Here is an 18,170-nt window from a genome sequence, read left to right as displayed (position 1 = left end):
GGGGCGGTTTTCAGGTTTCAATACACGTGGCAGACCTGTTTTTAGAGGGTTTCACCTGTATATACAGCACAACCCTATTATTCATGCCCATCAATAATGTCAAGCAGATTTTGCCTCGACTTTTGCAACCAGATATGCCATGTCTTTGAACAACTTCCAGTGCATGGCCATGTGCTCATACGATTCGTGAAACCTGACTTACATGTTAAAAACGGCACCCAAATACGCGCTTATCAAGGATGATCTAATCGAGGGCGTGGCGTCGCGCCGTTTCCATGATCGCCTGCCGTCCGAAAATGAACTGGCCAGGCGCCATGGCGTCAGCCGCATGACCGCCCGCAAAGCCTTGAACGAACTGGTTCGCGACGGCGTTGCCCGGCGGATTCCGGGCAAGGGGACCTTCCTGAAAAAACGCAATTTCACCCAGGCCTATTTCCGCATCCATCCTTTTTCGGAAAATGCCCGATTCTTCAATGTGAGCACCCGTTCCAGGCTGATTCGCGCAGGAATTGTCGATCTTCCGCCGGAACTGGATGCGCAGCTGCCCGGAAAAGAGGCCGTTTTCCTCCGCCGGATCCACTACCTCGACGAACAGCCGGCCTGCCATGAACTGCGATATTTACGGGCCGATCTTTGCGCAACCATCCTCGATGAGGATCTGGCGGTGGAATCCGTCCATGACCTGTTGGCGATGCAGCTGGGGTTGCCCGTTTCCCGGGTTTGGCAGCGCCTGGAGGCAACCGGCCTTGACGCCGCCATGGCTGCGGAGCTGGATTCCCCGACCGGGGCTCCGGTATTTTGCATGCACCAGCGGCTGTATAGCGACAACCGCCCCGTTTCCTACGTGATCTACCATATGCGCAGCGATCTGTACGCGTTCGAAGATACGTTTTCACCACCACCGGAAGGGGTGGACAGCCGCCTGGGCATGCTTAAAACCGCCGTTGCAGACCAACCGTGATTGATATATCAATTTATGGTGTTGGCACCTTTTTAAGATTTATTATTGATAACAATAATATTGAGTGATATTAAATAATTTGTTTTTCCACCGGGTGTGATCTGGATGTTGTCGTGCCCCCGACCTTCAGCATGCAACCTTTTCACCCGGAGCTTTTATCAGCGGCAGGATGTCTGCAGAACTCACGGTATGAATATCAGGCCAGACCAACTGCGTACCGCAACCACGCGAGGAGGAGACATGAAAGAAAAGATGCATTCAGCAGTCAGGGAGCTTAAAAACGATTTACAGAAAGGCAAGATGACCCGACGGGAATTTATCCGATTTTCCACCCTCCTGGGCGTATCCGCCGCCGCCGCCACCCAGTTGGCCGGCCTGGCCCTCCCGGCAAAGGTGCTGGCCGGTTCCGTCAAGCGGGGGGGAACCCTGAGGGTGGCCTCGCCGGTTCACAAGGTCACCCATCCGGCCCAGTTTTCCTGGATCTCGCCCACCAACCAGATGCGCCAGGTCGCCGAGTACCTGACCTATACCGACGGTGACAACATCACCCATCCCTATCTGCTGGAGAACTGGCAGGCCAGCGACGACCTGAAAACCTGGACCCTGAACCTGCGCAAAGGGATCAGACACAACAATGGCGACCTGTTCAATGCCGATGATGTGGTGTTTACCTTCAACCAGTGGCTGGACAAGGATGTGGGATCTTCCATGAAGGGGATGCTCAGCTACCTGGATGCCGGCAATATCGAGAAGGTGTCCGATTACCAGGTCAAGCTCCACCTGAAAAATCCGGAGATCGCCGTACCCGAGCACCTGTTCCACTATCCGGCCATGGTGCTGAACCACCGCACCTTTGAAGGCGACTTCATCAAGGCGCCCCATGGCACCGGCCCCTACACCATCGAAACCTATCTCGAAGGCGAACGCTGCGTGTTGAAACGGCGCAAGGACTACTGGAACAAAGGGGCCGACGGCAGTCCCCTGCCCTACCTGGACAAACTTGAATTTATCGACATGGGCACCGAAATGGGCCCCATGATCGCCGCCATCCAGGCCGGCGAGATCGACCTGCTGGATTTCAGCGATATCGGCGGCACGGAAGCCTACCAGGCCCTGAAGGGCGATGCCAGGGTCAACGTGCTGGCGGCCACCACCAACCAGACCCGCATCCTGAGGATGCGGGTGGACATGAAACCGTGGTCCGACAACCGGGTACGCTCGGCCCTGAAATTGTGCCAGCACCGCGAAAAGATCCTCGCGCTGGCTTACTTCGGACAGGGCATGGAAGGCCAGGATGTGCATGTGAGCCCCAAGCATCCCGAGTACTGCCCCATCGACACGCCCGAATACGACCCCATGAAGGCCAAACAGCTGCTCGAACAGGCCGGCTATCCCAACGGGCTGGACGTCAATCTGGCCGTGGGAAGCGGCTGGAGCGAAATCGTGCGCTACGCCGAAATCCTCAAACAGGATGCGGCGCCGGCCGGTTTCCGGATCAACATCCAGACCATGCCCAACAGCCAGTACTGGGAAAAATGGACCGAAGTCGATCTGGGCATCACCACCTGGGCCCACCGCCCGGTCGGCACGATGGTGCCCAACCTGGCTTATGTGGGAGACGAAAATGGCAAGCCGGTCGCCTGGAACGAAACCCGCTGGGTGGACAAGGAGTATTCCGAACTGCTGACCCGGGCCAACGGCACCCTCGATGTGGAGGCCCGGCGCAAGATCTTCTGCAAGCTGGAAAAAATCCAGCAGGAACGCGGCTCCATCGGCAATGCCTTCTGGATCAACGTGTGGACCATTTCCAGGAAACCGGTCCAGGGCGTCAAAGCCCATCCCAGCCTCTACCTGAAACTCGACGATGTCTGGATAAGCTAGGCAGCATGCCTGTGACCAGTTGAACCCCACGGCGGAGGGGACGGCATCCTGTCCGCTCCGCCCCAATCAAGGGCTGGTTGGAAAACGTCGTTTGGGTCACCGCGGAACAAGGCGGGACTGAAAATCCGCGATGGTTTCCCACCGGCGCCAAGGAAAAGCGCCCTGCTGTAAATGCTTGAATTCAACGCACCTCAACCGGTTGCATCCCGGGCCGACATCATCATCGGTTCGTCGGCCGGCGGCGCATTTCGCCCGTGTTTCCCGGCGACATCACCCCGTTGCGGTCCGATTCAGCCATCACCTGCCCGTCATCCGTCCACCCCGACCCCGCCAGCGACACCGTGGACATCGCATTTTCACCAACACGACAGGGACCTCATTCAATGGCCAAATTTATTCTAAGGCGTTTTTTTCTACTCCTGCTGACCATGTTCCTTGTTTCCATGGCGGTGTTTCTGATTGCCGAAGCATCGCCGGGCAATGTGGCCAAAAATATCCTGGGCGCGTTCATCACCCCGGAGCAGGAAGCCTCTTTCCTCGCCCAGATCGGGCTGGACAAGCCCGCCTGGCAGCGCTACCTCTACTGGCTGGTGGGAAGCGACTGGCACGCATCGAGAAAGGTAGGGCTCCCCCTTAAAAAAATCATCACCGACAAGGGGTACGAAGAGTGGTGGGCGGAAGATGAATCCGGCCGTCTGGTCCGCTGGGTCATGAAAGGAGAGGACCTGGTGGCCCTGGTTCGCGGACCGGATGGCAGCGTCACCGAATCGGTCGACAACGGGCGCTGGACCGACCAGAAAAACGGCAAGCACATTTTCTGGGGCATAGACAAGCAGAACCACGCCGTGCTCTGGGAAAAAGGGGCCGACCGCGAAGTATGGAGTTTCGTGGTGGGCAAGGGGTGGATGAAGTCCTCCGGCGGCCCCGCCCAGTACATCCCGCTGAAAAAGGGGTTCATTCGCGGCGATCCCGGCGTCAGCCTGCGAACCGGAAGGCCGGTGGGCAAAAGCATGTTCGTCCGGCTGAGGAATTCTCTGGTGCTGGCCGGCATCGCTTTTGTCATCGTCATGCCCCTGGCCCTGGTCCTGGGTATCATTGCCGGCCTCAAGGAAGGATCCATCAAGGACCGGTTTCTATCCATCAGCGGCATGATGTTCTCGGTAATCCCCGAATTCGCCACCGGTATATTCCTCATCCTCATCGTGTCCCACTGGCTCCAGCTGGTCCCCGGCGCCACCGTCTTCGGTGAAAAGGCGCCCTGGGAGCGACCGGATATGCTGGTGCTGCCCGTGCTCACCCTCACGCTCATCGAACTGGGCTATGTACTGCGCATCACCCGGGCCAGCATGTCTGAAGTCATGCGCTCGCCGTATATCCGCACCGCCTTCCTCAAGGGTCTGCCCTACTGGAAGGTGGTGGCCGGCCACGCCGTCCGCAATGCCCTGATCGCCCCCATCACCGTCATCATGCTCCATGTCAACTGGCTGCTGGGCGGCATCGTGATCGTCGAGGTGGTCTTCGGCTACCCGGGTCTGGGCCAGTACCTTCTGGATTCAGCGCTTTACAAGGACATCAACGCCCTGGAGGCCGGCACCATGATCATGGTGCTCATGGCGGTGTCCACCCAGCTGGTGGCCGATATCATCTACACCTTCCTCAATCCAAGGATTCGATATGCATAGTGATTCAAACGTGCAAAAGACGGATGAACCGGACGGCGACGCCCCTCCTCCGTCAGACGGGGTCCGGTTTGAAAAACTGAGAAACGGGATGGCCGTTCTCTTTGCCTCGAAAACCGCCCTGGTGGGACTGGTTCTGGTGATGTTCTGGGTGGGGACCGCCTTGTTTGCCCCTTATGTCACCAGCTACGGGCCCACCGACCAGGATTGGAAGGCGCCCAACCAGGGCCCCTCCTGGAGCCACCCGCTGGGCACGGATGAATTGGGGCGCGACCTGTGGTCGCGCCTGGCCTACGGCGCCCGCATCGTGCTGGTCATCCTGCCGGTAACCGACAGCTTCTGGCTCCCCGGTGGAACCGCCCTGTGGGGGGTGTTTGCCTCTCTGCTCTTCGGCGCCACGCTGGGACTTCTGGGCGGCTACCGGGGGGGCTGGATCGACGAAATTATCATGCGTTTTCTGGACGCCATGATGTCGGTGCCCATCATCCTGCTCTACCTGATCATCGTGGCGGCCATCGGTGCTTCGGCCGTGAACGTGGTGCTGGCGATTGCCATTGTGGGAACGCCCGGCGTGGCCCGGCTGGTGCGAAGCCTGGCGCTGGACATCCGCACCCGGGACTATGTCCGGGCGGCGGAGACCCGGGGCGAGAGCGATGTGTACATCATGTTCACGGAAATTCTGCCCAACGCCAAAGGACCTATCATCATCGATGCCATGCTGCGGGTGGGTTACGCCATCTTTGCCATGGGCACCCTCGGTTTTCTTGGTCTCGGCCTGCCGCCGCCATCGCCGGACTGGGGTTCCATGGTGGCCAAGGGCCGTGAGTTCATTCTCATCGGGAGCCCCTGGGCCGCCCTGTGGCCGTCTCTGGCGATCGCCTCCCTCGTCGTGGGGTTGAACCTGCTGGCCGACGGCCTGCGCGAAGAGGCCATGCGCTACCAGTAGGCCGACCAAGGGACCTGTATGTTTAAGCCATAACGCCTCTTCCGGCATATGCACGAAAGATGTGGAACCCCTCTTACAAGGAAAGGTGATCCATGACCCCAAGCGGACCGTCCACGACACCGCCGATCCTGGAAGTCAAAGACCTGGCCATCTCCTACCAGACACGAAAGCGTGACGTCCCCGCGGTTCGCGGGGTGAGCTTTACCGTTGGCCGGCAGGAGACGGTAGGCCTGGTGGGCGAATCGGGCTGCGGCAAGAGCACCATCGCCTTCGGCATCCTCGATTTTCTGGGAACCAACGGCAAGGTGGTGGGCGGGAGCATCCGCTTCAATGGAGAAGAACTGGTGGGGCGCCCCAAAGCGGAACTCCGCCGCATCCGGGGCAACCAGATTTCCATGGTCTACCAGGACCCCATGCAGGCCTTGAACCCCTCCCTGAAAATCGGCCGGCAGCTTGCCGAAGTGCTCACCACCCACCAGGAGATGACCCTGGATGAGGCCTGGCAGCGCAGCATTCAGATGCTCGACCGGGTATACATGCCCGATGCGGCCAACGTCATGAACCGCTACCCGCACATGATTTCGGGCGGGCAGCAGCAGCGGGTGGTGATTGCCATGGCCATGCTCAACAACCCGGCCCTGCTGATCATGGACGAACCGACCACCGCCCTGGACGTCACCGTGGAAGCGGCCGTGCTGGATCTCATCGAAGACCTGAAAAAGGATTTCAACACCGGGATCATCTTCATCACCCACAACCTTGGCGTGGTGGCCCGTGTCAGCGACCGGCTGTGCGTGATGTATGCCGGTGAGATGGTTGAAAAGGGCCCCATCGGCGATATGTTCGCCCAACCGGCCCACCCCTACACCCGAGGCCTGCTCTGCTGTATTCCCCGGCTGACGGACGACCTGGCCTATACCCAGTTATGGTCCATTCGCGGCCGCGTGCCGCCGCCGGCCGAGCGTGCCGCCGACCGCTGCATTTTCCAGCCCCGCTGTGACTGGGCCGACGAGCAGTGCAGCCGGTCACACCCCGAACTGGTGGACATCTCCCCGGACCATCAGTCCCGATGCTTCCGGGGAAAAGAGACGCTGGCGCATTCCCTGAGCGAATATTCCCGCGGAAAGCGCCGGACCCTGGCCGTGTCGGACAACGATGCGGACGAACTTCCCGAGGAGACGCTGAGCCGTCTGGAAAATGTGAAGGTTTACTACGAACAGGAAAGCAGTTCCCTGAAAAGCCTGTTCGGCATGGGGGAAAAGCGCTACGTCAAGGCGGTAGACGACATTTCACTGCGAATCCGCAAGGGCTGCACGGTGGGGGTGGTCGGTGAGTCGGGATGCGGCAAGAGCACGCTGGTCAAGGGGCTCATCGGGCTCGAACGGCTCACCGACGGAAAAGCCCAACTGATGGGACTCGACATCTCCGATCCCGTATCCCGGCGGGATCTGTCGCTGATCAAAGAGCTTCAGATGGTGTTTCAGAATCCCGATTCCACCCTGAACCCCTCCTTTTCCATCGGCAAGCAGATCGGCCGGCCCATCCGGCGGTTCAAAACGGGCCAGGGGGCGGCGGTGCGCCAGGAGGTGGAGCGTCTGCTGCGGTCCGTGAAGCTGGCCGGCTACTACTACGACCGCTACCCCCGGCAGCTGTCCGGCGGCGAGAAACAGCGCGTGGGCATTGCCCGCGCCCTGGCCAGCAACCCCAACATGGTGATCTGCGACGAACCGGTGTCCGCTCTGGATGTTTCCGTTCAGGCGGCGGTGCTCAACCTGCTCAATGAAATCAAGGAGGAATTCGGCACCACCATGATTTTCATCGCCCACGACCTTTCCGTGGTCCGCTTCATCTCCGACTATATTGCCGTCATGTACCTGGGCCAGATCGTGGAGTTCGGTCCGGTTGACCGGATCTATCCGCCTCCCTACCACCCGTATACCGAGGCGCTGCTCTCTTCCGTACCGGTCCCTGACCCCCTCGCCAGAAGGCGCCAGATAAGGCTTTCCGGGGATGTGCCCAGCGCCTTGAACCCCCCGCCGGGATGCCGGTTTCACACCCGCTGCCCCCGCCGTGAGATGGCTCCGGACAACGGCGCCATCTGTGCCCTGCAGCCGCCTCCGTGGCAGAAGGTCAAGGGGGAGCACCGCATTTTCTGCCACATTCCCGTCGAACAGCTGGCGGCGATGGCGCCCGTGGTTCCCCAGAGTAAACCGGCGGCCTGACCGTCGTGGGAAAGATGCTCAAGGAGCGGCAGCCATGAAACTTGGCCTTCACACTTACAGCCTGAACATGCACGGCATCGGCCAGGCCTGGGCGGGGTTCACCAGCCCCTGGCCCCGCCAACTGTCCACGTTCCAGCTGTTCGACCTCATGGTTGACCTTGACCTGGAAGGGGTTCATCTCGACGATGGGGTGCTGGAACGGCTGGATCCGACATACCTGCAGGAGGCAGGATCGGCAGCCAGGGACGCCGGGCTCTATCTGGAGTACAATTTCTCCATGGACCGTGGCGGGTTCGGGATCGGGGTCCAGAATGACCTGGCCGGGGCCATCACCACCGCCCGGCACCTCGGGGCCGATATCGTCAAAGTGGGCATGGACATTCGCCGCCCCCGGCCCTTTGCCGCCAGCCGCTTTCATCCCGAGGTCATGGCGGAGCTGAAGATGGTGGCCGGCCTGCTGACGGAGGCGGCGCCGCTGGCATCCGACTGCGGCATCCGGCTGGCCGTGGAAAACCATTGCGACAGCTTTTCCGAGGAGATCATATGGCTGCTGGACCGGGTGGACAGCCCGGTGGTCGGGGCCTGCATCGACACGGTCAACGGCCTGCACGTGACCGAAGACCCCATGGCCGCCATCGAACGTCTGGCGCCCCGGGCCTTCACCAACCATTTCCGGGACGACCGCATTGAATTTCAGCGATGGGGATTCAAGCTGGTGGGCGCCGCCGTGGGGGAAGGGGACATCGATATGCGCCGGGCCTACGAACACATCCGGGACCATTCGCCCATGGATCGAATCAACATTGAAACCGAGCTGGAAACCCCCCTGGACGACATGCATGCGGCCCTCGACATGGAGATCGACGCCATCCGTCGCAGTGTCCGCTTTTGCAGGGAGGAACTGGGTATCCGCAGGTCTGACCGGTCATGAGGGGCGACGTTCAGGCGGGAACAACTCGTTGATTTTTTCCAGAAGCGTCCCTTTGCGCAGCGGTTTGACCACAAAGGCATCGCATTTCCCCCGGGCCTTGACCACATAGTCCACATTGCTGTGCGCCGTAACCATGATTTTTTTGGCCGGGGCAATGCCGTTCTTTTTTTCCAGCAGGCAGAATCGGTTCAACAGATCCAGACCGGTGATATCCGGCAGTTCGATATCAATGGTGATCAGGTCATAGGGCTGATCGTCTCCGAGCGCCTTTACAAAGCGTTCCGTGGCCGCAACACCGCTGGCCGCCGAGTCGCAGTTTCCCACGTTGGTCAACATCAGTTCCAGTTTCGTCAAGGCGATGGGTTCATCATCAATCAACAGAATTCTCATGATCCGTTCCCTTTCCATTGGGAGACAAACTCCCTGAATCGATAAAATTGAGCCTCCAGATCGCCGAACCCGGCGTCAAGTGCCGCCGCGGGGCCTTCGGGACTGATTGTTTCCAGATGTGAGGCCGCCCCGGACAGGGCGGCCGCTTCCATGGTGGCCGCCCCCCCCTTGATGGCGTGGGCCTCTTTTCGAATGTGATCCCGGTCTCCCCTGGCGATCGCGTCCCGGATGGTTTGAAGCTGCCGGTCCACGTTCTCGACAAGCTGGCGGGCGACAATTTTAACGGTCTCCGCATCGCCGAACTCGTCGACCGCCGTGGCGATGTCCATGACGGCCCGGTCGGCCGTTCCGGAGGTCATGGCCCCTTGTGATGCCGGTGATGGTTGCCGCTTGCCCGGCCGGCCGCTGAGGCCAAGCCAATTGTCCACCGTCTTGATCAGCTGATGCCGGTGAACCGGTTTGGTCAGGTAGCCGTCCATGCCGGCATCCAGGCATTTCTTTTCATCGCCTTTCATGGCGTTGGCCGTCAGGGCGATGATGGGGGTTCGCCGCGCGCTGCCGGTGGCGGCCTCCAGCATCCGGATCTTGCCGGTGGCGTCAAAACCGTTCAGGATCGGCATTTGAATGTCCATCAGAATCAGATCGTAGGGCTTTTTGGAAAACGCATCCACGGCCTGCTGACCGTTTTCCGCCAGGTCCACGGCAAAGCCGGCCGCTGTCAGGTGCATAAAAGCCACCTGCTGATTGGTCAGGTAGTCGTCAGCCACCAGAATGTGCCCCTTGTGCCCGGGAGCCCGGTAATTGTCTTTTTCGATGGCGGTGGGTTCCGATGGGGCATTGATTTTCGGCGGATCGTCCGGTGCGCCCCCCGTCACCTTGTCGAGGACCGCCTTCAGATCCCCGAGCTTGACCGGTTTGGAAAAAGAGCCGTCAAAGCCCAGAGAGAGAAAATCCCTTCCGGACACCATCTGTTTCAGGCTCGTGGCGGCCATGATGGGTATTTTTTCGTAGGGGGGCATTCGCCGGATATGGTCTTTGAGCGTAACCCCATTCATGCCCGGCATGCGCGCATCCGTGATAATGGCATCGATCGGCCTCCCCTGTTCGGTCCTTTGGGCCAGCAGCGACAGCGCGGCTTCTCCGTCAGCGGCCGTCACGGCTGACATACCCAGGTGGCCCAGATAGGCGGAGAGTATCCGGCAGGTGGTGGCGCAATTGTCCACCAACAGAAGGGTCATGGCGGCCGGCCGGAACCTGTCGTCTCGCGGCGGCGGCGGCTGGCCGGGCTGTAAGCCGAAGTCCGCCGTAAACCGGAAGGTGCTGCCTTTTCCGGGTCGGCTGTCGACACTGATCTCTCCCCCCATCAGTTCAACCAGCTGCTTGCTGATGGTCGTTCCCAGACCGGTGCCGCCAAATTGGCGGGTGGTGGAATCGTCGGCCTGGGTGAAACTGGAAAACACCCGCGCCACCTTTTCCGGGTCGATGCCGATGCCCGTATCCACGATGGAAAACCGGATGACGATACGATCACCCGACTGCCGGTCTGATTCGGCTTGAATACAGACTTCCCCCTCGTGGGTGAATTTGACCGCATTTCCCGCCAGGTTGAACAGGACCTGGCGGAGACGCACCGGGTCCCCCACCAGCTGGGTCGGAAGGGATGGCGCGACAAAAACGTTGAGTTCGACGCCTTTTTCGGAAGTCTGGAAAACAAAGCTCTCCCCGATTTCCTCCATGAGGGTGCGAAGATCGAATCCGATCCGTTCCAGCTCCATCTTCCCCGACTCGATTTTGGAAAAATCCAGCACGTCATTGATTTGTCGGAGCAATGAGAAGGATTCACGCCCGATGATCTGGATAACCCGGCGCTGGTTGTCGTCCAGGGAGGTGGACAGGGCCACCTCGGTCATGCCGATGATTCCGTTGAGCGGTGTTCTCAGCTCATGGCTCATTTTGGCCAGAAACTCCCCTTTGGCCAGACTGGCCGCCTGTGCGGCTTCGGCCAGGGCGTTGGACCGCTCCATGGCCTGCTGCAGCTCCTGCTGGGACAAGGTCAGCGCCCGGGTCCGTTCGGCCACCTGACGCTCCAGGATCCGGCTCTGGTTTTTCAGCAGGCTGGTATAAGCCATGCTCTCTGAGGCATTGGCCACATGCAGCAGGATAATGGAAAGCAGGGTCATGGCCGTGTCGGGCAACGCGGTCCGGCCGGCCGGCAGCAGCCCGCCGAACATCCCCCTGACCTGGTTGTGATTGGCGATCACGTGCAGCAGATACTGGCGGGAGTGGTCTTTGGATGAGAGCACCACACCGCGGCGCTCGCGGATCGCCCAGGCAAAATAGCCCTCATCGATCATGAAATCGACTTCCTGCTGGACGATATCGGCCAGTTCCTGCGGATGACAGAAGGCCGGCTGGAATGAAAAATCCGATTCCTCCACCATGTAAAACGCCAGCACCTCAAAAGGAAAGATCGCGTCGATGCGGCGCTTGGCTTCGGGCAGCAGCGTCTCGAGGCTGTAGTTGTCCCCACCGACTTCCGCATAGAAATCTTCCAGGGAGAGCACCATCTCAAGCCCATTTTGAATGTAGCGCCGGTTCTTTTCCAGGTGGTCGATACGGGCATTCAGTGCTTCGACGCTGCTTGCTGTCGGCATGTCAATCACCGCCGTTGAAGATGGTCATCAGAAAACCCAGGTGATGAAGCGCCTGGGGAATGATCGTGGAAAGGGTTTGCGGTGAAATCCGCAGTTTGTCCCAGGCCGTCGTATCCAGCGCGGGCACCCGCCACTCGCCGCTTTTGCCTTCACCCAGACTGTGGGCAATGATATCCGAAAGGTGGATGATGGCCGCTTTTGCCGGGTCCTGAGCCGCCAGCGGCCGATGATGACAAACCACGTTCTGACTCAGGGCCACGGGAAATTTCCATTTTTCAAAAAGATCTGCAGCGAGGTCGGTGTGCCGAAATCCCAGGACGGCCTTTTCCATATCGTAAAGAGAGGACTTGCCAGGGGACGCACCTGACATCATCAGACCGGCCTGCCCGGGAAAATATTTGAAAATCACCATCCTGCCGATGTCGTGGAGCAATCCCGATACGAACAGCTGCTCGGTATTTCGGATGTTTCCCCCGGCCGCCAGGATGCGGGCCAGCACCCCGCAGGCCAGGCTGTGGTGGGTGAAGGCCTGCATGTCGAACACCGCTTTGGGGATGTCCTTGAAAATCTCCATGGTGGTAATGCCCACGGCCAGGGCCGAGACCTCTTTGGACCCGATGATGGTAACGGCACGGGTAACGCTGTCGATCCGTGAAGGAAAGCCATAGAACGCACTGTTGACGATCCTCAGCAGCAGAGCGGACAGGCCGGGGCTCTTGCTGATCACCTGGGCGATATCATCGGCCGATGAAAAGGGATCGGCAATGGTATCGTTGAGGGTGAAAATAAGGGATGGCACTTCGGGCAGTTTGATGTCCCGGTTGCGGATTTTTTTACGCAGGTCCCGGCCGGCGGCGGGTGAAGGGGCCTCGCCGGCCGGTGCAGCCCACCTGTCCGGCTTGGGGTCGACGGGTCGCCGACTCCGGTGTATCACCGCCTGACGAAAAATCTCGGCAACGGCCGGATGGGCGAGGTCGTTGTCGGCAAATACAGGTTGAAGTGCCTGGGCCACCCGCCGCAGCGCCTCCGGATCCACCGTCGGCCCCGCCTCCGGATCGCCCCCTTCGGCATGCTGTATCTGCACTTCGGGAACACCCCACATTTTAAAAATATTCAGGTGCTTGGAGGCGATGGGCTGCCCTCTGGACAGTAAAAGGCGACCGTTGGTATCCGTCACGTCGGCCGCCAGGATCATTCCCTGCTCAAGCTGGTCAATGGATAAAAAAGGCATCGTCATTCCGGTTCGGATTGAAAATTAATACGTCGGTCCCGGGCTATCGCCCACTTCCTTTATATCGCGCGCGCCCCGGAGAACTTTAGCGCAAGCGGCCAAACGGAAAGGATTCGACGTAAAGCGGACCCGGACGCTTTTCGTGGCTATGGTTTGAAAATGCCGCTGAGGTGGTTTATGGTATCGTTCAGGATTGACTGATCCCAATCGAAAAAAGGAGACACCGATGACGACGCACAAAAAGGCGGCTGTGGTGGGTGCATTTGTTGCCGATGCCCTATCCCTTGGCGTTCACTGGGTTTATAACACCGGGGTGATCGATAAAAAATTCGGGCGGGTGGAGGGGTATCACGACCCCCTGACGTCCTACCACAAGGGCAAGCAAGCCGGGGATTTCACCCATTACGGGGACCAGATGCTGGTGTTGCTGAAATCACTGGATAGCGGCAGCCCATTCGACGGCCTGCGTTTCGCCGGACAGTGGCGGGATTTCTTCTCCGGCTACGGCGGCTATTTCGACCAGGCCACCAAAGCGACGCTGGAAAACATGGATGCCGGAAAAAGCCTGACGGAGAGCGGCTCGGATTCCGATGACCTGGCCGGTGCCGCACGCATGGCGCCACTGGTATCCATCTTTGCCGACAACCTTGACCAGCTGGTCCAATCGGCGTGCAGGCAGACCGCCATCACCCACAGGGATGAGCGGGTGATCCAGAGCGCCGAATTTTTTGCCCGGTCCGTATTTGCCGTGCTCGGGGGAACACCGCCCATCACGGCCATGGAAGCGACCCTGGAAACGCATTTTTCAGACAGTGCCATCGCATCCATGGTCGCCATGGGACTGGAAAGCCGTGACCGGAACACCCGGAACACCATTGCCGATTTTGGTCAGATGTGCAGCGTTGAAGCGGGTCTGCCCGGCGCCATTCACCTTATCGCGCGCCATGCCGACGATTTCAAGACGGCCATGGTGGAAAACGTGATGGCCGGCGGGGATTCGTCGGCACGGGGAATGATCGCGGGAATGATGCTTGGGGCCGCCCACGGCATGGCGGCCATCCCCGACCCCTGGATATCCGGCATGACCGCCGGTGAGCGCATCAAGGGACTGCTGGACAGCTTGGAATGAAAGACCGGGGGCGGTCTCAGGGACGCACGCCGGCGTCGGTGTCCATCGACAAGGGCTCGTCGGGCAGATTGGAGCGGATGATCACATTGCGCTGAAGGCTCTGCACCACCCGGTCGATATTCTCCACCCCCTCCCGGATTTCGCGGATTCCCTCCCTGGCGGTCAGGGTGACGCGGGGGATGTCCTGGCTGCCCTGCTTCAGGTTTGCCAAAATGGCCCGGGTGGTTATAAGGGAGCCCCGGACGTCCTCCAGAATATCCTTCAGGGTTCGCACATTCTCCACCACTCCGTCGCCGGCGGTTCGGATCGTGGCCAGATTGTCACTGACCTGATCCATGAGCACCGGTCCCCTGCCGGCGGTGAGCCGCAGATCATCCAGCAGGCCGTCGACCCGTTCCAGGTTTGACAAAACGCCGTCAACCAGTTCCCGCGAGGCCACCAGCGAGCCCAGCGAGCCCTGCCCCTGTCCGATGCCACGGGTAATCTGCTCAAGATGGGCGGTGGTTTTTTTGATATTGGCCAACGTGGTCAGCAACGGACCCTTCGGGTCTTTCATGAGGGTCACCAGCCCAGCGAGGTCCTGGATCGTCCGAACGGTCAGCATGGCTGTTTTTTCAACTTCGAATTCCTTGAGTATATCCGGTATGGATTTTTTTTCTATGGACGGAATCATGCCACCAACGGGAATTTTCTGGGAGTTGGACGCGCCGGGGACGATGGAGATATATTCCGACCCGATGAGCGTGGGACTGTCCACCACGGCCACCGAGTCCTGGCGGATGCGGGAAGCGTATTTGGCCAGGATGGCCAACTGAACATTGACGTTGTCCTCACCCAGCGAGATTCGCTTGACCTTGCCGATGTCGGCCTTGAAAAGCTTGACTGCCGCATTGACCTGCAGGTTGTAGCTCTCCTTGAAGCTGGTGTAAAAAGTCACTTCCTCGGCAAACCAGTCCTTTCCCCGGCCGAGAATCACCACGGTGGTCAGCATCAAAACCGCGATGCCGATGACAAATAGACCGACACTTTTTTCCGCGCGCGAATAGCTGGTTTCCATCCGATCGTCACCTGTCTGCTGTGGGCTGATATCGCACCATCAGAGGGGCCATTTCCGAATCTCACCGCCAGCCAGCGTCAAGCGGCGGTTGGCCAGGTCGTTCATCTTGCTGTTATGAGAAGAAAAAACCACCGGCATTCCGGACTGTATCATATTTTTGAGATGGTTAAAAATTCCATCGGCGTCCACCATTTCCAAAAAATTTTCAGGCCGGTCAATCAGCATCACCGCAGGTTCTTTACCCATCTCCCGAATCGTGATGGCCCTTAACAGCTCACTGTCACTCAACTCGGATGGCCGGCTGTGGAGATGGGGAAACAAACCGGCATCCCGGCACAGCGCCTCGGTGGTTTTATCGATATCGATGGTCAGGTCGTTTTCGTAGTAAAACCGGGTTAAGAGAAAATTCTCCCAAAGCGTCCGGTTGCTGATCATGGCCGCATCGGCGGCCACGTACCCGATCCGGCGCTTGACGGCCAGACTTCGCCGGTAATCCGTCAGGCTCACCATGTCGCCGTTAAACCGGTAGGTTCCCCGGTCCGGCCGATCCAGTGTGGCCAGAACGCGCAGCATATGCCGGCAATCGATCGGCGGGTCGGATACAACGGCGACCACGTCACCCTGCGCAATCGCCAGCCGGTTCGTTGCAAAGTGCCCCGGTGCGCCCGCCAGCGCCAGTGCCAATTCAGTAATTTCAATAATCGGCAACAAGGGCGACTCCCTTTACACATAAAAAATAAACGAAATGAAAATATTGATCACCAGGCAGTAAAAAAAGCAGTCCACGGCAGCACGGGAGGTGGCCACCGGCACCTGGGTAATCTGGCTTTTCCGGGAGAGTCCGTGGTAGAGGCAGGTCACGGTGATGGTGACCCCGAAAAAAATTCCCTTCAATATTCCGACGGTGATGTCAGACCCCACGACCCCTTTGGCAATCTGCTGAAAAAAGCCTTCCACCGGCAAGATGGTGACCCCCTTGACGATGGCGTAGCCTCCGATGATCGCCATGAGGTCAAACACCAGGATCAGGCTGACGATGGCTGAGGTGATACCCACCAGCCGGGGAAAACAGAGGGCGTGAAGGGGGTCGATACCGGCCATCTCCAGGGCGTCTATCTCATTGAGGACATTCATGTAGGACATCTCGATGGTCACGGCGGTGGCGGAGCGCAGGATCACGATGATGGCGGTAATGAGCGGGCCGATTTCCCGTAATATCAGCAGCACCACCAGCTTGCCCAGATCCACCTGGCCGGACAGTTGGGAAAACTGAATGATCATCATGGTGCCGATGATCAGCGCCACCGGAATAATCACGGGCAACGCCTGAACGGCCGTAAAATAGACCTGTTCCACGACCACGCGCCTGATCAGGACCCTGCCGGTTCGGGGCAGCGGCAAGGCGATGCCGGCCAGGCGGTAAGTCAGCGCGCACAGATCCATCAGTCGATTGACGGATTGAATGGTTTTCCTGCCCAGCGCGCCGACGAAACGTTTCATGATGCCTCGGGTTTTCTTTGCCAAGATGGGAAATGGCCCCTTGTTGACTTATCGGGATTCTTACAATATATAATCCGAGTGGGTCAATAGCATAGGGTTAACTATCAAGAATTGAAAGCAAAATTTACCTTTTCTACTATCGTGGGGCTCACGCTGCTGCTCGTGTTGTCCCGGACCGCTCCCGGCATGGCCGCCAACGGCATGCTGATTCAGCAGTTGGACAGCGGCTGCGTTAACTGGAGCATCGGAATCGTCCGGGTCAACGGTATCGCCGCGCCCGTGGACAGTGATGACAGCGAGTTGCCCGGACAATTGTCGGGACGCCTGGATGCCGCTCGGCGGATGGCCGAGTCCAACCTGTTGCAGACGGTAAACGCCATTCGTATCAATGCCGTGTCCCGGGTGGCGGACCGGGCGGCCCGGAACCCTGATTTTCAGGAAGGATTGGTCGCACTTGCCCGAAACGCGCCGATTACCCGCCAGGAATACCTTTCCGACGGGACGGTGGAAATTGAATTGACCATGAAGCTGACCGGAGGGTTCGGGCAGTTCGTGTTGCCGGAAGAAATCCGCCAGGTGGATTCGGTGGTCACCATGTCCTCTGCCATGCCCGATGCGAATCAGCCGCCAGCACGGACGGATGGGGCTGAGGGCGGCCCCTACACGGGCCTGATCATCGATGCCACCGGCATAGGCGCCGCACCGTCCCTGGTGCCGGTGGTCGTCGATGAGTCCGAAGAAGTGGTCTACGGCCCGGCCTTTGTCAGCCGGGAATTTGCCGTATCCAGCGGCATGAGCGGCTTTGCCACCACATTGGCGGCAGCCCGCAGCCACAAGCGGGTGGGGGACCACCCCCTGGTGATCAAGGCCCTTCGGACCCGTTCTACGGGAAAAACGGACATTGTGGTCTCTAAAACCGATGCGGCACGGTTACGAAGTTCGGTGGTCCATCTGAATTTCTTGAAAGCGTGCCGGGTAAGCATCGTGATGGATCTGAAACCGGATCCCTGAATGGACGCAAGCGAGGAGATATCATGGCCAAGTGCATCCGTCTTGCCCTGCTGGTTCTATCCTTGATGCTTTTGGGGGCCTGCGGCCCGGATACCATTTTTCTCCGACCGGCGCTGGATACCCCCGACCAGCATGTAAAAAATGGACACAATCTTCTGGCCCGCGGAAAAATTGACGCCGCCAGCGCCGAATTCGAACGGGCCAAAATCCTGGACGATGCCTATGCCCCCGCGTACATCGGCATTGCCCTGGTCAAGGGGCATCGGGGGGATATCGATGGCGGACTGAAAATTCTGAACCTGGCCAGAGAACTGGCGGACACGCCGGAAGAAACCGGGGCTGTGGATCAGGGATTCAACCTGCTGGAAGAAATGCGCGCGACAGCGCAGGACTGACGACCAACTCAGGAGCCGGATATCGGCTGAACACGCCACAGGGCAGGGGGCGACGTCCCTGCCCCGTTGATTTTCACGCCACGTGTTATTCGAGGGCCCGTCCCTGGATCCGTATCGGCACAGCACGGGTCCCCTGCTCACCTCCACCGGCGCCGCTGTATGCCACCGCCATATCGTTTGGAT

The 18,170-nt window shown here is 59.4% G+C and carries 15 protein-coding genes; 9 read left to right on the top strand and 6 right to left on the bottom strand.

The genetic code is table 11. From position 1 onward, the window contains the following. Positions 1 to 202: 202 nt before the first annotated feature. The 6 genes from DSCA_RS22365 (at position 203) to DSCA_RS22340 (ending at position 8,620) form a co-directional block, all read left to right on the top strand. On the top strand, positions 203 to 961 hold the full coding sequence (locus DSCA_RS22365) for a GntR family transcriptional regulator (protein WP_155318556.1): 759 nt from the start codon (positions 203 to 205) through the stop codon (positions 959 to 961). A 240-nt stretch (positions 962 to 1,201) separates the two neighbouring features. Continuing rightward, positions 1,202 to 2,842: an ABC transporter substrate-binding protein gene (locus tag DSCA_RS22360; RefSeq protein WP_167527915.1), complete on the top strand. Its 1,641-nt coding sequence runs from the start codon at positions 1,202 to 1,204 to the stop codon at positions 2,840 to 2,842. Between the two features lie 383 nt (positions 2,843 to 3,225). Beyond that, a complete protein-coding gene (locus tag DSCA_RS22355) occupies positions 3,226 to 4,524 on the top strand; it encodes an ABC transporter permease (RefSeq protein WP_155318554.1) in 1,299 nt (432 codons plus the stop codon). Then, a complete protein-coding gene (locus DSCA_RS22350) occupies positions 4,517 to 5,467 on the top strand; it encodes an ABC transporter permease (protein WP_155318553.1) in 951 nt (316 codons plus the stop codon). Before DSCA_RS22355 ends, DSCA_RS22350 begins: the two co-directional genes overlap by 8 nt. A gap of 92 nt (positions 5,468 to 5,559) precedes the next feature. Further along, positions 5,560 to 7,689 carry a dipeptide ABC transporter ATP-binding protein gene (locus DSCA_RS22345; protein ID WP_155318552.1) on the top strand — a complete coding sequence of 710 codons (2,130 nt, stop codon included), beginning with the start codon at positions 5,560 to 5,562 and terminating at the stop codon, positions 7,687 to 7,689. Positions 7,690 to 7,723: 34 nt separating this feature from the next. After that, complete coding sequence (locus tag DSCA_RS22340) at positions 7,724 to 8,620, top strand: sugar phosphate isomerase/epimerase family protein (protein ID WP_155318551.1); 897 nt, start codon at positions 7,724 to 7,726, stop codon at positions 8,618 to 8,620. On the opposite strand, the gene DSCA_RS22335 is transcribed toward DSCA_RS22340, so the two are convergent. From DSCA_RS22335 to DSCA_RS22325, 3 genes are read right to left on the bottom strand one after another with little or no spacing between them, the layout of a single operon-like run. Beyond that, positions 8,615 to 9,010, bottom strand: a complete 396-nt coding sequence (locus tag DSCA_RS22335; protein WP_167527914.1) for a response regulator — start codon at positions 9,008 to 9,010, stop codon at positions 8,615 to 8,617. The two genes, DSCA_RS22340 and DSCA_RS22335, sit on opposite strands and share 6 nt — an antisense overlap. Further along, positions 9,007 to 11,664, bottom strand: coding sequence for a hybrid sensor histidine kinase/response regulator (locus DSCA_RS22330; RefSeq protein ID WP_155318549.1), 2,658 nt, complete (start codon positions 11,662 to 11,664; stop codon positions 9,007 to 9,009). The genes DSCA_RS22335 and DSCA_RS22330 overlap by 4 nt, the downstream gene beginning before the upstream one ends. A gap of 1 nt (position 11,665) precedes the next feature. After that, the gene (locus DSCA_RS22325) at positions 11,666 to 12,895 is read right to left on the bottom strand and encodes an HDOD domain-containing protein (protein ID WP_167527913.1); all 1,230 of its coding nucleotides are present in this window, start codon (positions 12,893 to 12,895) and stop codon (positions 11,666 to 11,668) included. A 226-nt stretch (positions 12,896 to 13,121) separates the two neighbouring features. Here DSCA_RS22325 and DSCA_RS22320 point away from each other — a divergent pair, with 226 nt between their 5' ends. Further along, positions 13,122 to 14,024: an ADP-ribosylglycohydrolase family protein gene (locus DSCA_RS22320; protein ID WP_155318547.1), complete on the top strand. Its 903-nt coding sequence runs from the start codon at positions 13,122 to 13,124 to the stop codon at positions 14,022 to 14,024. A gap of 16 nt (positions 14,025 to 14,040) precedes the next feature. Here the strand turns inward: DSCA_RS22320 and DSCA_RS22315 are convergent, their stop codons facing one another. Genes DSCA_RS22315 through DSCA_RS22305 form a run of 3 tightly spaced genes read right to left on the bottom strand, consistent with a single transcriptional unit; the run spans position 14,041 to position 16,581 of the window. Further along, positions 14,041 to 15,081: an MlaD family protein gene (locus DSCA_RS22315; protein WP_155318546.1), complete on the bottom strand. Its 1,041-nt coding sequence runs from the start codon at positions 15,079 to 15,081 to the stop codon at positions 14,041 to 14,043. A gap of 39 nt (positions 15,082 to 15,120) precedes the next feature. Beyond that, complete coding sequence (locus DSCA_RS22310) at positions 15,121 to 15,792, bottom strand: ATP-binding cassette domain-containing protein (RefSeq protein WP_155318545.1); 672 nt, start codon at positions 15,790 to 15,792, stop codon at positions 15,121 to 15,123. 12 nt (positions 15,793 to 15,804) lie between these two features. Then, a complete protein-coding gene (locus tag DSCA_RS22305) occupies positions 15,805 to 16,581 on the bottom strand; it encodes an ABC transporter permease (RefSeq protein ID WP_155318544.1) in 777 nt (258 codons plus the stop codon). 111 nt (positions 16,582 to 16,692) lie between these two features. On the opposite strand from DSCA_RS22305, the gene DSCA_RS22300 reads away from it, so the two are divergent. Next, on the top strand, positions 16,693 to 17,592 hold the full coding sequence (locus DSCA_RS22300) for a hypothetical protein (protein WP_155318543.1): 900 nt from the start codon (positions 16,693 to 16,695) through the stop codon (positions 17,590 to 17,592). Positions 17,593 to 17,615: 23 nt separating this feature from the next. Continuing rightward, a complete protein-coding gene (locus DSCA_RS22295; RefSeq protein WP_155318542.1) occupies positions 17,616 to 17,987 on the top strand; it encodes a hypothetical protein in 372 nt (123 codons plus the stop codon). Positions 17,988 to 18,170: the final 183 nt, after the last annotated feature.

The organism is Desulfosarcina alkanivorans (genome assembly GCF_009688945.1).
GTDB classification, from domain to species: Bacteria; Desulfobacterota; Desulfobacteria; order Desulfobacterales; family Desulfosarcinaceae; genus Desulfosarcina; species Desulfosarcina alkanivorans.
The sequence above is the reverse complement of the archived record's forward strand: the minus strand, read 5'-3'. Positions and strand labels throughout refer to the sequence as shown.